16 protein-coding genes are annotated in these 14,736 nt (G+C 31.0%); 15 read left to right on the top strand and 1 reads right to left on the bottom strand.

The genetic code is table 11. The features are described 5' to 3' along the window. The first annotated feature begins 25 nt into the window (after positions 1–25). The 15 genes from EG57_RS0223790 to EG57_RS0223720 all read left to right on the top strand — a co-directional run bounded on the left by EG57_RS0223790 (position 26) and on the right by EG57_RS0223720 (position 13,832). The gene (locus tag EG57_RS0223790) at positions 26–544 is read left to right on the top strand and encodes a ferritin-like domain-containing protein (protein ID WP_032079566.1); all 519 of its coding nucleotides are present in this window, start codon (positions 26–28) and stop codon (positions 542–544) included. A 445-nt stretch (positions 545–989) separates the two neighbouring features. Continuing rightward, entirely contained in the window at positions 990–1,718 is a 729-nt protein-coding gene (locus tag EG57_RS0223785; protein WP_032079565.1) for an HAD-IB family hydrolase, read from the top strand. Between the two features lie 212 nt (positions 1,719–1,930). After that, positions 1,931–2,599, top strand: a complete 669-nt coding sequence (locus tag EG57_RS0223780) for a ribonuclease H-like domain-containing protein (protein WP_032079564.1) — start codon at positions 1,931–1,933, stop codon at positions 2,597–2,599. Between the two features lie 43 nt (positions 2,600–2,642). Continuing rightward, positions 2,643–3,335: a FadR/GntR family transcriptional regulator gene (locus tag EG57_RS0223775; protein ID WP_029162635.1), complete on the top strand. Its 693-nt coding sequence runs from the start codon at positions 2,643–2,645 to the stop codon at positions 3,333–3,335. A 638-nt stretch (positions 3,336–3,973) separates the two neighbouring features. Continuing rightward, positions 3,974–5,482: an L-lactate permease gene (locus tag EG57_RS0223770; RefSeq protein ID WP_032079563.1), complete on the top strand. Its 1,509-nt coding sequence runs from the start codon at positions 3,974–3,976 to the stop codon at positions 5,480–5,482. Positions 5,483–5,521: 39 nt separating this feature from the next. Further along, positions 5,522–6,796 (top strand): nickel-dependent lactate racemase, encoded by a 1,275-nt coding sequence (gene larA, locus EG57_RS0223765; RefSeq protein ID WP_032079562.1) that lies wholly within the window; start codon positions 5,522–5,524, stop codon positions 6,794–6,796. A 57-nt stretch (positions 6,797–6,853) separates the two neighbouring features. Further along, complete coding sequence (locus EG57_RS0223760; protein WP_032079561.1) at positions 6,854–7,642, top strand: electron transfer flavoprotein subunit beta/FixA family protein; 789 nt, start codon at positions 6,854–6,856, stop codon at positions 7,640–7,642. 76 nt (positions 7,643–7,718) lie between these two features. Further along, complete coding sequence (locus EG57_RS0223755) at positions 7,719–8,921, top strand: FAD-binding protein (protein ID WP_032079560.1); 1,203 nt, start codon at positions 7,719–7,721, stop codon at positions 8,919–8,921. Between the two features lie 63 nt (positions 8,922–8,984). Then, complete coding sequence (locus tag EG57_RS0223750; RefSeq protein WP_032079559.1) at positions 8,985–10,400, top strand: FAD-binding oxidoreductase; 1,416 nt, start codon at positions 8,985–8,987, stop codon at positions 10,398–10,400. Between the two features lie 163 nt (positions 10,401–10,563). Beyond that, positions 10,564–10,770 carry a DUF1657 domain-containing protein gene (locus EG57_RS0223745; protein ID WP_032079558.1) on the top strand — a complete coding sequence of 69 codons (207 nt, stop codon included), beginning with the start codon at positions 10,564–10,566 and terminating at the stop codon, positions 10,768–10,770. 17 nt (positions 10,771–10,787) lie between these two features. Continuing rightward, positions 10,788–11,648: a DUF421 domain-containing protein gene (locus EG57_RS0223740; protein WP_032079557.1), complete on the top strand. Its 861-nt coding sequence runs from the start codon at positions 10,788–10,790 to the stop codon at positions 11,646–11,648. A 12-nt stretch (positions 11,649–11,660) separates the two neighbouring features. Then, the gene (gene spoVAC / locus EG57_RS0223735; RefSeq protein ID WP_032079556.1) at positions 11,661–12,140 is read left to right on the top strand and encodes a stage V sporulation protein AC; all 480 of its coding nucleotides are present in this window, start codon (positions 11,661–11,663) and stop codon (positions 12,138–12,140) included. Beyond that, complete coding sequence (gene spoVAD / locus EG57_RS0223730) at positions 12,141–13,142, top strand: stage V sporulation protein AD (protein WP_032079555.1); 1,002 nt, start codon at positions 12,141–12,143, stop codon at positions 13,140–13,142. Between the two features lie 19 nt (positions 13,143–13,161). Then, positions 13,162–13,515: a stage V sporulation protein AE gene (spoVAE, locus tag EG57_RS0223725; RefSeq protein WP_032079554.1), complete on the top strand. Its 354-nt coding sequence runs from the start codon at positions 13,162–13,164 to the stop codon at positions 13,513–13,515. Positions 13,516–13,625: 110 nt separating this feature from the next. Next, a complete protein-coding gene (locus EG57_RS0223720; RefSeq protein ID WP_032079553.1) occupies positions 13,626–13,832 on the top strand; it encodes a DUF1657 domain-containing protein in 207 nt (68 codons plus the stop codon). A 45-nt stretch (positions 13,833–13,877) separates the two neighbouring features. Here EG57_RS0223720 and EG57_RS0223715 read toward each other — a convergent pair whose 3' ends face one another. Continuing rightward, positions 13,878–14,678 carry an ABC transporter substrate-binding protein gene (locus tag EG57_RS0223715; protein WP_032079552.1) on the bottom strand — a complete coding sequence of 267 codons (801 nt, stop codon included), beginning with the start codon at positions 14,676–14,678 and terminating at the stop codon, positions 13,878–13,880. Between the last annotated feature and the right edge of the window lie 58 nt (positions 14,679–14,736).

Raw genomic sequence — 14,736 nt, 5'->3', positions numbered from 1 at the left:
TTAAATCATTATTATAGGAGAATATATGCCAGGGAATATTTTAAAATATGCTAAGTATATTGCTAATGGACCTTATCCAGAACCAGAGGTGGAAGGTAAAAATATTTTTTATGCTAATCTACTGCTTGAAGATTATGCAGGTATGGTTAGTGAACTTACAGCTATAAATCTTTATATCTTTCAACACATAGTTAGTGAAGGAAAGTATGGTGACTTTGCAGAACTTATAGGTGGAATAGCTATGGCAGAAATGAAGCATTTAGAACTTTTAGGAGATACAATTAAGTTACTAGGCGTGAAACCAGTGTATGCTAATTCTACCTGTCCATTTAGTAAACTTTGGACTGCTAAATATGTCAATTTTACTACTGTTATAAAGGCTATGATTGCAGAAGCCATTAGATCGGAAAAAAAGGCCATTAATCAATATAAGGGGCATATTATTTTGATTAAGGATGAATTTATAAAAAAATTGATTAACAGAATTATAGTGGATGAGGAGCTTCATTTAAAGCTTTTAGAAGAAATGTATGAGAAATATTAAGGTAATATTTTTGAGAGGACAGTGACTGTCCTCTGTCTTTTTATTTATCTATGATTAATTTCAATTATGAAGATATTAACATTGATAAATGTGTCTTTTTCATAAATTTTTTACTTCTTAACTTAATTTTTAATTTATTAATATAATTATATATTTATTAAGTTAAGTGGATATTATATAAAGCTAAAGCTGTGTTAACTTTATGAATAAATTTATACTTCTATTGCACCCTTCTGTCGGAATATTTTTAAATTATAAATTTAGTAGCTTTTTAATTATATAAGTAATATAATAACATAAAATATAATTTTAGAATCGATACATTCAATTTAAATTATAAAAATTATAAATATTAGTTAAAGTTAATGAGTATATATGCAGCAATGTATTTATTTATATTATCTATTTAATTAATGAACATATAATTTACACAAGGAGGGGTATTATGAATATAGCAGCTTTTTTTGATATTGATGGTACTTTATATAGAGAAGGATTGATTACAGAAGTTTTTAAAAAACTTGTGAAATATGAAATAATACCACCTGATAGGTGGTATAAGGAAGTAAAACCGGAGTATGAAAAATGGGATAAAAGACAAGGAAATTATGATAATTATCTTTTGAAAATGGCAGGAATATATATTGAGGCTATAAAAGGCCTTCATAAATCTCAAATAGAATTTATAGCTAAAAATGTAGTGTCACAAAAAGGAGATAGGGTTTATACTTTTACAAGGGATAAAATCAAGTGGCATAAAGAAAAAGGACATAAGGTTATAACTGTCTCAGGAAGTCCAATAGAGTTAGTAAGGGAAATGTCTATAAAATATGGTTTTGATGATTATAAAGGAGCAAAGTATATAATAGATGGCGATGAAATGTATACTGGAGAAGTAATCCCAATGTGGGATAGTGAAAGTAAAGAAAATGCTATTTATGATTTAGTAAAAAAGTACAATATAGATTTATGCAACAGTTATGCTTATGGAGACACGTCTGGAGATTTTTCAATGTTTAAATTGGTAAGATATCCTGTTTGCGTAAATCCAACTAAAGAGCTTCTTCAAAAGGTTACAGAGGATGAGGAAGTTAGAAAGAAAATACAGATAATAGTTGAAAGAAAGGATACAGTATATAATCTAAAACCAGATTGTATCAATAATTTTAACTAGGATATATGAAGTAAAATAACAAGTCAAAGATATTAATATGTTTTGGCTCAGAGTAGTATAATACAAAGCATATTAATGCCTTTCTTGTTGTTTTTTTATGTTCAAAATTTATATTTATGTCATATACATGAATTAAATTTCACTTGATTGCTAAAAAATGATATAATATTAAAACGGATGTTTTACATAATTAATTAGAAAAGAGTGGTAGAGTGATAGAAAGGCATAATGTTTTAGAAGTTGAAAAATTATCAGAAGAAAATATGCTGAGCATAAGTGGGGAAAATTGTTTATTTAAGGATGCTTTGTTCTTTGATTTGGAACATTATATATATAAAAAACCTATTTGTATAGGGGTTTTCGGATGCTGTTATTTTGATGATATAGAAAATGAGCTTAATGTTACACAATATATGATAGAAAATGGAAAAGATGCAAGACATATATTAAATCTTGCTAAGAATTATTTTCAGACTATGAGTTCAAAATATGATAAGAAGTATTTAGTAACTTTTTCAGGTAATAATGATTTTACAGTAATTAATTATCTTTTTGAAAAGTATAATATAGACTTTGATATAGAAGCGCATTTTAAACATATAGATCTTCAAAAAGAATATGAAAAAGAAAAAAAAATTTGTATTGGACTTAAGGCATTAGAAAAAGAATTTGGTATAGTTCGTGAAAGTGAGGTTATAAGTGGTTCTAATTTAGCTAAAACTTTTAGTAAAATTGTAAAAGATAGTAGCTATGTACAGAGAATGCCGAAGGAAAAAATAGATAAAATACTTTTGTATAATGAACAGGATGTAGTAAGTTTATTTCAGATTTATGTGAATTGGAACATTGTAATGAAAAGAGACAAGATATTAGAGAGTTAGAGATTTTTCTAATGCAGTTTGATAAAAAGGGAGGTTTGGTTTCATGTTCAGCCCAATAAAAAATACAAAGGTCTATGAACAGGTAATAGAACAAATTAAAAATATGATTATAGATGGTACATTGAAAAAAGGAGATAAATTACCTTCAGAAAGGGAGCTGGTAGAACATCTTCAAGTTAGCAGAACATCTATAAGGGAAGCTTTAAGAGCGCTTCAGATTATAGGATTAGTTGAATGTAGACAAGGTGAAGGAAATTATATTAGGGAAAGCTTTGAGAATAGCCTATTTGAACCTCTATCTATGATGTTTATGCTTCAAAAAAGTAGTTCTTCTGAAATTATGGAAATTAGAAAAATTATTGAAGTAGAGACTGCGGCTTTAGCTGCTCAAAGAATCACAGATGAAGAATTAAAGCATATGAAAGTATTATTAGATTCAATTAATTCTAATAATGAAGTTGATAACGTTAAAATTGATAAGGAATTTCATTATAAAGTTGCAAAAGCTTCTAGAAATTATTTGATAATCAATATTTTAAATGCAATTTCATCTTTAATGGATGAAGTTATTAAAGATGCAAGAAGAAGAATATTGGTAGATGAAGCTAATAGAGAAGTATTATTTAAACAGCATGATGATATATATAAGGGTCTTAAATCTCGTAATCCTAAAAAAGCATCAGAAGCTATGAAGAAGCATTTAGATTTTGCTAATGAATATTATAAAGATTTTTAGGTTGATGAAAGAGTATTACTTATAATTATAAAAGTAATACTCTTTATTTTATAGAGTTTATTAAACAAATATTAACTTTTAATGAGTCCTGTTTACATATAATTACAAAATAATTTGTTATTAAAATAACTAAAATGCAATTAAATTGCATTTTAGAAGAAAATTCAAAAAATTATTTCTTTTAAAATATTAATTAAAAAAGCTATTAAATCAATGCTTAGCAATAGAAATATAAAATTCAGAAGTAATGTTAATTAGATAACAATTATAGAAATTATTAAAATAGTGTGGTAATATTAAAACAACAACTGGTCATACCATACTACCAATTGAAATCTGATATTTGGGTATATACAATGTAGAATTGTAATATATCTAAAGATTAGTGTTAAATAAATAACCTCTTTAAAGCTATTGAGCAATATTTCAAAAAAATATTAAAATATTTTTTATTAAAATATTTTAATGTAAATGTTGCAATAATAACGTTTACATAAATTTGAAGGCTTGAATAGCTGGTGTTAATGAAATAACAATTGTAGAAATATTGAGAATATTATGCTAGAATCTACTTATCAACTGGTACTACCATAGTACCATGTTACCATACTACCATTTCATTAACAGGAGGATAAAAAATGAATATGTATGTACTATTCTTTATTGCATTGATACCAATAGTTTGGCTTATGATTTCACTGGGAGTCTTAAAGACACCTGGTCATAAGGCAACACCAGTAACATTAATTGTAACATTAATTTTAGCGATCATAGTATGGAAAATGCCTGTAGTTGATGCATTGAAAGCAGGACTAGAAGGTGCTGCAAGTGCAGTATGGCCCATAATCATAGTTATAATAGCAGCAGTATTTATTTACAATTTATCTATTTATACAAAGAGTATGGATCTAATTAAGAATATGATGACAAGCATTACTACAGATCAGAGAATTTTAGTTCTTATACTTGCTTGGGGGTTTGGCGGATTTTTGGAAGCTATTGCGGGCTTTGGAACAGCAGTTGCAATTCCTGCCAGCATAATGGCTGCTCTTGGATTTGATCCAGTATTTGCTGCAATTATATGTTTAATAGCAAATACAACACCAACAGCTTTTGGAGCTATAGGACTTCCAGTGTCCACGCTTGCTAAGCTTACAAATTTAGATCCTAATATTTTAAGTTATGCAGTGGGTTTACAATTATCAGTATTAATTGTTATAGTACCAGTAATATTAGTGATGATAACAGGTAAAAGTGTTAAGGCAATTAAAGGCGTTTTAGGAATATCAATAGTTTCAGGACTAGCTTTTGCTATACCAGAAGTATTAACAGCTAAATATATGGGAGCTGAGCTTCCAGCAATACTTGGTTCTATAGTCTGTTTAGCAGTGACTATAGGTTATGCTAAAGTATTTCATAAGGATAAGGCTTTCAAGGATGCTGAGAAAATATCATTTAGTAAAGGATTTATGGCATGGGTGCCTTTTATATTAGTATTTGTAGCTATAATATTTACAAGTTCTTTATTTCCTGGAATAAGTAAAGGTTTATCAAGAATAAGTACTACTGTCAATATTTATCATTCTTATACGTTTACTTGGATAAATAATCCTGGTTCATTAATTATAATAGCAGGAGTTGTAGGTGGATTATTACAAGGAGCTAAATTTGGTGAAATACTAAATGTTCTAGGTAAAACAATTAAACAGATGACAAAATCAGCTATTACCATAATAGCTATCGTGGCCCTTGCTAAAGTGATGAGCTATAGTGGAATGATTAAATCTATAGCAGTGGTTCTAGTTGCAGTAACTGGAAGTGCTTATCCAATAATAGCGCCTATTATAGGAGCACTTGGAACGTTTGTAACAGGAAGTGATACTTCAGCTAATATATTATTTGGACAACTTCAAGTAGAAGCTGCTAAATCCTTAGGTTTAAATCCATATTGGCTAGCAGCAGCTAATACAGGTGGTGCTACAGCAGGTAAGATGATTTCACCACAAAGTATAGCAGTGGCTACAGCAGCTACAGGGCTTGCAGGTGCAGAAGGTAAGATTTTAAATGCTACGTTGAAATTTTGTATAGTATATGTAATCGTTTTGGGAGTTATAGCTTATTTTGGAGGCGCAGCATTCAATTTATAAAGAATATATTTTATATTTATTATTGGGGGGTATAATGTAATGTCAAAAATTAAAATTCCTTATCACAAAAAAATGCTAGAAATCGCCATAGAAGATAAGAATTTAGCTGGAATTTTGGAGTCAAGGGCAGGAGAATACAGGACAGATTTATCTCAAGAAGAAACAGTTGAAAAAGCTTTAAATAATCCTATTGGAAGTGAAAGCTTAGAAGATTTAGTAAAGGGTAAAAAAAATATGGTTATTATAACTAGTGACCATACAAGACCTGTACCAAGCAAGATTACAATGCCTATACTTTTAAGGAGAATTAGAAAAGTAAATCCTGACATAGATATAAAAATACTTATTGCTACAGGATTTCACAGACCGACTACTCATGAAGAGTTAATAAATAAATTTGGAGAAGAAATAGTTAAAAATGAACAAATAGTAATACATCGTTCTACAGATGAAAGTACTTTGGTTAAGGTTGGAACTTTACCTTCAGGAGGAGAGCTTATATTAAACAAATTAGCTATGGAAACAGAGCTTTTAATAGCTGAAGGTTTTATAGAAGCACATTTCTTTGCAGGATTCTCAGGTGGAAGAAAAAGTATACTTCCAGGAATTGCATCTGCTCAAACTGTTATGGCAAATCACTGTTCTGAGTTTATAGCAAGTGATTTTGCAAGAACAGGTATACTTAAAGGTAATCCTATACACAAAGATATGCTTTATGCAGCAGAAAAGGCAAAGCTTGCTTTTATATTAAATGTAGTTATAGATAGTGAAAAGAAAATAATTAATGCTTTTGCAGGTCATAGTCAGTTTGCTCATGAAGAAGGATGCAAATTTGTGCTAGAGCTTTCAAAGGTGGACAAAATAGAAGCCGATATAGCAATTTCAACTAATGGTGGATATCCACTAGATCAAAATATATATCAATCAGTAAAAGGAATGACAGCAGCGGAGGCTACTTGTAAAGAAGGCGGAGTAATAATAATGGTTTCTGCTTGCAATGATGGACATGGTGGACAGTCATTCTATGACAATCTGGCTAATGCTAAAAGTCCTAGAGAGCTTCTAGATAGAATAGAAAAGGTACCAAGAAATAAAACTGCTCCAGATCAGTGGGAATTTCAAATATTAGCTAGAATGCTTGATAAATTTACAGTTATATTGGTTACTGACATGTGTGATCCACAGATGATAAAAAACATGCATATGGAACATGCTTATACCTTTGAAGAGGCATTAAAAAGAGCTTATGAATTAAAGGGGAAGGATGCTAAAGTAACAGTTATACCAGATGGGGTATCAGTTATAGTTAGATAGAATGTTAATTTTGAATTTTAATATAGTAGATAATAAAATTAAATGGAGGTATTTCACATGGAAATATTAGTATGTATAAAACAAGTACCAGGTACTTCAAAAGTAGAAGTAGATCCAGTAACAGGAGTTTTAAAAAGAGATGGTGTTGATTCAAAGATGAATCCATATGATTTATATGCATTAGAAACAGCACTTAGAATGAGAGCAAAGGTAGGAGGTACTGTGAAGGTTATAAGCATGGGACCACCACAAGCAGCAGAAGTTATAAAGGAAGCTTATATGATGGGGGCAGATGAAGGAGTTCTTCTTTCAGATAGAAAGTTTGGTGGAGCAGATGTTTTGGCAACATCCTATACTATATCTCAGGGCGTCAGAAGTATGGGCAAAGTTGATTTAATACTCTGTGGAAAGCAGACTACAGATGGTGATACTGCTCAAGTAGGACCAGAAATGGCAGAATATTTAAAAATACCACATATAGCTAATGTGAGAAAAGTAGAAGAGCTTAAGGAAAAATCAATAGTAGTAGAGATGGATATGCCAAATACAATAGAAGTTGCAGAAGTTAAATATCCATGCTTATTGACTGTAGAGAAGGATATATTCCAACCAAGACTTCCATCTTACAAAAAGAAATTAGAAACTAAGGATAGAGAAGTTAAAATTTTAAGTTTTAAAGATCTTGAAGATAAAAATGAAAATAAATATGGATTAAATGGTTCACCAACTCAGGTTGAAAGAATATTCCCACCAGCAGTGAATACAGATAAAGAAATGTGGAAGGGAACAGGAGAAGAATTAGCAGCTAGGCTTGAAGATAAACTTAAAAAGATGAAGTTTCTATAAGATTTAAATTATCAAATATATAATGGTTAAAGTTAGTTAAAAATGTTTTTAAGGTAAATTTAAGGAGGAACGAGTTATGGGTAAATTAGTAGTAAATCAGGAGAAATTAACTCCTTCAGCTATAGAAGAATTAGTAAAAATATGTCCCTTTGGAGCTCTAGAAGAAAAAGAAGGAAAAATAGAAGTAAATGCAGGCTGTAAAATGTGTAAGCTTTGTGTTAAAAAAGGACCTGCAGGGGTTATGGAATTTATAGAGGAAGAAGTAGAAGCTATAGATAAAAGCCTTTGGAAGGGTGTAGCTGTATATGTAGATCATGTAGAAGGTGATATTCATCCAGTAACTTATGAACTTATTGGAAAAGCTAAAGAATTAGCAGCAAAAATAAATCATCCTGTTTATGCAGTATTTGTAGGACATGATATAGAAAAAAAGGCAGAAGAAATACTTCATTATGGAGTAGACAAGGTTTTTGTATATGATGATGAAGAATTAAAGGATTTTAGAATAGAACCTTACACTAAAGCTATGGAAGACTTTATAAATAGTGTTAAACCTTCAACTTTACTTGTAGGTGCAACTACAGTAGGAAGATCATTAGCACCAAGAGTAGCAGCTAGATTTAGAACAGGACTTACAGCAGACTGTACTATACTTGATATGAAGGAAAATACTGATTTAGTACAAATAAGACCAGCTTTTGGTGGAAATATAATGGCACAAATAATAAATCCAAACCACAGACCACAGCTCGCTACAGTAAGATATAAGGTTATGGATGCACCAGAGAGAAGTGAAGAAAAGTCTGGAGAAATTGTAACTTGCAGTATAAAGAAAGAAGAATTAGCTTCTAATATAAATGTATTAAAGGTTACAAAGAAGGAAGTAGAAGAAAGTATATCTGATGCAGATGTAATAGTAGCAGTAGGAAGAGGATTAAAGGCAGAAAAGGATATGGAAATGGTAAAAGAGTTTGCTGCTTTGATTGGAGCACAAATAGCAACTACAAGACCACTTATTGAAGCAGGTTGGGCAGATGCTAAAAAACAAATAGGATTAAGTGGAAGAACTGTTAAACCAAAGCTTATAATTACTTTAGGAATATCGGGAGCAGTACAATTTGCAGCAGGAATGAATAATTCTGATTGTATAATTGCCATAAATAAGGATCCTAAAGCTTCTATATTTAATGTAGCTCACTATGGAATAGTAGGAGATATTTACGAAGTAGTACCGAAACTTATAAATAATGTAAAAGAAGGAAAATCTTTAACAGTTTAGTATATTAATGAAGTTAAACTTGAGCAATTATTAAAAATTAAAACGAATTTGGAGGTAATTAGGATGGAATGTCTATGTAATAAAGAATATAAAAAATTAGATAAAAAGGACATTGATTTTTTAATAGATATTTTAGGTGAAGACAGAGTTTACACAGGAGAAAATATAAATGAAGATTTCAGCCATGATGAATTAGGTGGAATAAGCAAAATGCCAGAAGCTATGGTAGAAGTTTTAAATACAGAGGAAGTTTCTAAGGTAATGGCTTATGCTTATGAAAATAATATTCCTGTAGTAGCTAGAGGATCAGGTACTGGTCTAGTTGGAGCATCTGTTCCAATTCACGGCGGTATAATGATAAACTTAACAAACATGAATAACATACTTGAAATTGATGAAGAAAATTTAACTCTTACATTAGAGCCAGGAGTGCTTTTAATGGAAATAGGCAAATATGTAGAAGAGCATGATTTATTCTACCCACCAGATCCAGGTGAAAAATCAGCAACTATAGGTGGAAACATAAACACAAATGCTGGTGGAATGAGAGCAGTTAAATATGGAGTTACAAGAGATTATATAAGAGGATTAGAAGTAGTTCTTCCAACAGGAAAAGTAATAGAAGTAGGTGGAAAGATAGTTAAAAACAGTTCAGGCTACAGCATAAAGGATTTAATTTGTGGTTCAGAGGGAACTTTAGGTATTGTAACAAAGGCCGTACTTAGATTGCTTCCATTGCCTAAAAAGGCTATAAGCTTACTTATACCATTCCCTAACCTAGAAAGGGCAATAAATACAGTACCAAAGATTATAAAATCTAAATCTATACCAACAGCCATAGAATTTATGCAAAGAGAAGTTATACTTGCAGCAGAAGAATTTTTAGGCAAGAAATTCCCAGATAATTCATCAGACGCATATTTACTTTTAACATTTGATGGAAATAGTACTGCCGATATAGAAAAGGATTATGAAAAAGTAGCTAATATATGCTTAGAAGAAGGAGCATTAGATGTATATATTTCAGATACAGATGAAAGAAAAGAAGCTGTATGGTCAGCTAGAGGAGCCTTCCTTGAAGCAGTAAAGGCAACTACTACAGAAATGGATGAATGTGATGTAGTAGTACCAAGAAACAAGGTGGCAGAGTTTGTAAAATATACAGATGAGCTTCAAAAGAAATTCAATGTAAGAATAAGAAGCTTTGGACATGCAGGAGATGGAAATTTACACGTATATGTATTGAGAGATGATTTATCTAAAGCAGAGTGGGAAAAGAAATTAAGTGATGTATTTGAATGCATGTATAAAAAATCTAGAGAATTGAACGGGTTAGTATCTGGAGAACATGGAATAGGTTTTGCTAAAAAGAGCTATATGTTCGAACAATATGGAGATGACTATATAGAACTTATGAGGAATATTAAATTAGCCTTTGACCCTAAAAATATATTAAATCCAGGAAAAGTTTGCGAATAGTTTTAATCAATAAAGTATGCTAGAGGAATAGAACCTCTGGCATACTTTATTTTTTGCATATAATAGTTGAGGTGCAAAATTAAGTTTTTAGAATAAAAATAAAAATACTTGTAAAAATAACAACATAAATAAATTTTAATTACATAAGAGGAGGGTGAAAGTATTGACGGTTGCTTCAAAATTGAAACAGACTATAAGCAGCTTAAAAGGAGTTGAGAGCACTTTAAGAATTTATTCACTTCAAGCACAGAATAAAGAATTTAAAGTTGTATATAAAAATGCAATAAAAGATATTAACGAAGTCATACAAAGTTTGCAGGAGAGAGAAAAAGCTATAGAACTTGAAGAACCTCAATATAGAAGTAATTAATTTGGAGGAAATAATGTATGAGTACATGGATATTGGTATTGCTAAGGGCTATAGGGTTATTTTTTTTGACTTTAATTGTAGTAAGAATATTGACCAAAAACTATTCAGTTAGAATCACTCCATTTAGGATTATTAATTATGCTGTAATTGCTATTTTAGTTTCATTGGTTTCAGTAAATGCTATTGCAAATTGGGTATTTGGAATTATTACCCTAGCAGTTTGGATTTTACTACCAATTATATTAGATTACATGTCCTTGAAAGTAAGATTTATATATAACTTAGTTAATGGAAAGGAAAAGGTTTTAGTTAAAGATGGGAAAGTTATGGAGGAAAATTTAACAAAGCTTGGACTTACAGGAGAGGATCTTTTAAGAGAACTGCGTTCAAAGGATGCATTTAATTTAGCAGATGTAGAATTTGCTGTAATGGAGTCTACAGGAGATATGAATGTTATTTTAAAGTCAGATAAAAAACCAATCACTCCACATGATTTAGGAATCAAGGTCTCTCCAGAAACACCACCACAAACGGTAATATTAGACGGAAATGTTATCAATGAGTCTTTAAGCAATTTAAGGTTAAATCAAACTTGGCTTAATGAAAAACTGGAAAACTTGGAAGTGTCCTTGGATAATGTTTTTGTTGGTCAGGTAGATTGTAATGGTGAATTGTATGTGGATGTTTTCGATGATAGTGTAGAACTTCCTGAAGCTAGTGTTAAAGGACTACTTTATGCAAGCTTGGAAAAAAGTCAAGCGGATTTAACTACATTTTCTCTAGAAACTGAAAATATAGAAGCTAAGCATATGTATGTGAGAGAAGCTAATAGACTTAAAATAGTTATGAAAAAATTAGAACCATATTTATTACGTTAGAAGGTGAAAGAATTGGCTAATAAAAAAAAGAAAAAATTGACACCAGCACAGCAGCAATATCAAAATTTAGCTAATGCAGTAGAACCAAAAAGACCTGTATTATTAAATTCAGTTAGAGCATTTTTAGCAGGAGGGACTATATGTACAATTGGTGAAATTATTCAGTACATATTTATAAAATATTTTCATTTTAGTGAAACTACAGCAGGAAATCCAACCGTAGCAGTTTTAATTATAATATCTGTACTGCTTACTGGCTTTGGAGTATATGATCATATTGCTCAATGGGCAGGAGCAGGAACAGCTATTCCAATTACAGGTTTTGCTAACACCATTGCATCTAGTGCTATTGAACATAGAAGTGAGGGATATGTTTTAGGTGTTGGAGGAAATATGTTTAAAATAGCAGGGCCGGTAATTACCTTTGGAGTTTTTGCAGCTTTTGTAATGACTATTATAAAAATTACTATTAAATGGTTAGGTGGGATATAAATGATTACAGGTCATCAATCCTGGACTTTTAAATCTAAGCCAGTTATATTAGGATCATCTGCTGTAGGAGGTCCTTTTGAAGCAAAGGGGGCTATAAAAGAAGACTTTGATATTCTTCATCAAGATATATGGGTAGGCCAAGACAGTTTTGAAAAAGCAGAAAAGAAGATGTTAGAGGAAGCATGCCAGGTGGCAATCAAAAAATCTAATATTAAGAAAGATAGAATACAATTTTTTGTAAGTGGTGACTTAATGAATCAGATAACTACAAGTAGCTTTACTGCTCGTACTTTAGGAATACCTTATTTTGGAGTGTTTGGTGCTTGTTCCAGTTCAATGGAAGGGTTGGCATTAGCTTCCTTAATGGTTGAAAGCAAGGCTGCACAATATGTAATATCAGGAACATCAAGTCATAATGGATCAGCAGAAAAGCAGTTTAGATATCCTACAGAATATGGAAGTCAAAAACCACCAACTGCTCAGTGGACTGTAACTGGAGCCGGAGCGGCAGTAATAGGTCATGAGGGACATGGCCCTAGAGTTACTTCTGCAACTATAGGAAAAGTAATAGATATGGGGATTTCTGATCCTTTTAATATGGGAGCAGCTATGGCACCAGCAGCAGTGGATACTATTGAAGCTCATTTTAGAGATTTTAATATTGAACCTTCTTACTATGATGTTATTGCAACTGGTGATTTGGGAAAAGTAGGTCATAAAATTGCCAGTAATTTATTTGAAGAACATGGTTTCAAAATGCCATCAAATATTTTTACTGATTGTGGAAAAATTATATATGAAGAAGATCAACCTGTTTTTGCAGGAGGTAGTGGCTGTGGTTGTTCTGCTGTAGTTACTTATGGTCACTTTTTAAAACGTATGTTAAAGGGGGAATTAAAGAGAATTCTAATAGTGGCAACGGGAGCGCTAATGTCACCAATGTCCTATCAGCAAAAGGAAAGCATACCTAGTGTTGCACATGCAGTGTCTATAGAGATGTGAAAAGAAGGGTGAATAGTATATGGAAAAATTCATGTGGGCATTTATAGTAGGTGGTGGTATATGTGTAATAGGTCAAATTATGATGGATGTATTTAAACTTACACCTGCACATACTACAACTACTTTAGTAGTTGTAGGAGCAATATTAGGAGGTTTAGGTTGGTATGATCCTTTGATTAAATTTGCAGGAGCAGGAGCTTCTGTACCTATAATGAGCTTTGGAAATTCTTTAGTAAAGGGTGCCATTATGGAAGCAGAAAGAGATGGAATTATTGGTGTACTTACTGGAACTTTTGAAATTACCAGTACAGGTATTTCTGCAGCAATTATATTTGGTTTTATAGGAGCTTTGATATTTAAACCTAAAGGATAAGTAAGCATTTTTGCACATATAAAATTTTGATTTAATATAAAAATATTGCGGTGTATTGTGCTCAAACCGTGAAAATTGAGTGAAAAATTTTACGCAAAGGAGGTGATAAAATGACAGTAGGAACTCAAATGCAGCAAGCAATTGCAGGAATACAAAGTGCTGCTGCTACAATGAAAACATTTGCACTTGAAACTGAAGATAAATCTGCAAAACAGGACTTTCAACAAATATCTAAAAATCTTGACAGTGCTCTCGAGGTTTTAAAAGGAAGACAAGAATATATTCAAGAACAAGAACCCCAATATAAACAATGTTAATTTACATAAAAGCTGAAGGTAGTCCTTCAGCTTTTTATTTTAAAGTTATTTAGAAATTGGATTATCATCATTAATTATTCTATTAGCTTCTTCTTCTGAAAGATCATAATTTAAAAATGTCTTGTAAAAGTTTCTTGTTTCTTTAATTATATCTATGTTGGCAAATTTATCTGGATTTATAATTTTTGCAGCCCATTGAATTTGCAATGCTTCTTCTGCACTATATCTATCCCAGTAAAAAGCTCCATCTGGATTGAAGTAAACTTTTGATGCCTTCACAGCGTTTACTTTTTGCCATGATTGGTCAGTTAATAATTTGTCTATACTTTTTTTGCCATTATTTAATTTCATAAGCGTGTTACTGCTTAATATTACAATATCAGGATTCCATTTTAGTACTTGTTCCATAGATACTTGTTTATTATTTCCTTTTACTTCTGAGGCTGCATTTACGCCACCTGCTGTATCTATCCACGCATCAATTATTGTATTACTACCATCTACAGTTAATGGAGAGAGAGAAGTTACATGAAGGACTTTAGGTCTTTGCTGTTTAGGTATTTTTGATGTTACACTAGTTATAGTATTAAGCTTACTATCTAAATATGATATGTAAGCATCTGCTCTTTTTTTACTATCTTCTCCAAGAATATCACCTGTAAGTTTAATACATTCCTTTAAACTTTTGAAATCAGTAAAATTTAATTGAACCACTGGAATGCCTAAATCTGATACTTTTTTTGCATTTTTATCATTTAAAGGCATAAATACTATATCAGGTTTTGCTTTTACAAGTTCTTCTGTATTAACACTATCTGAAGTAAACACTGTTGATGCATTTTTCATTTAGTAGGAATTTAAAACTTTTTTGCTCAAAAAAACATGCCGTTAGGCATTGTAGGTA

Origin of the sequence: Clostridium drakei, assembly GCF_000633595.2 — a bacterium.
GTDB lineage: Bacteria > Bacillota > Clostridia > Clostridiales > Clostridiaceae > Clostridium_AM > Clostridium_AM drakei.
Note: the sequence above shows the minus strand (reverse complement) of the source record. Positions and strands in the feature narration are given on the sequence as shown.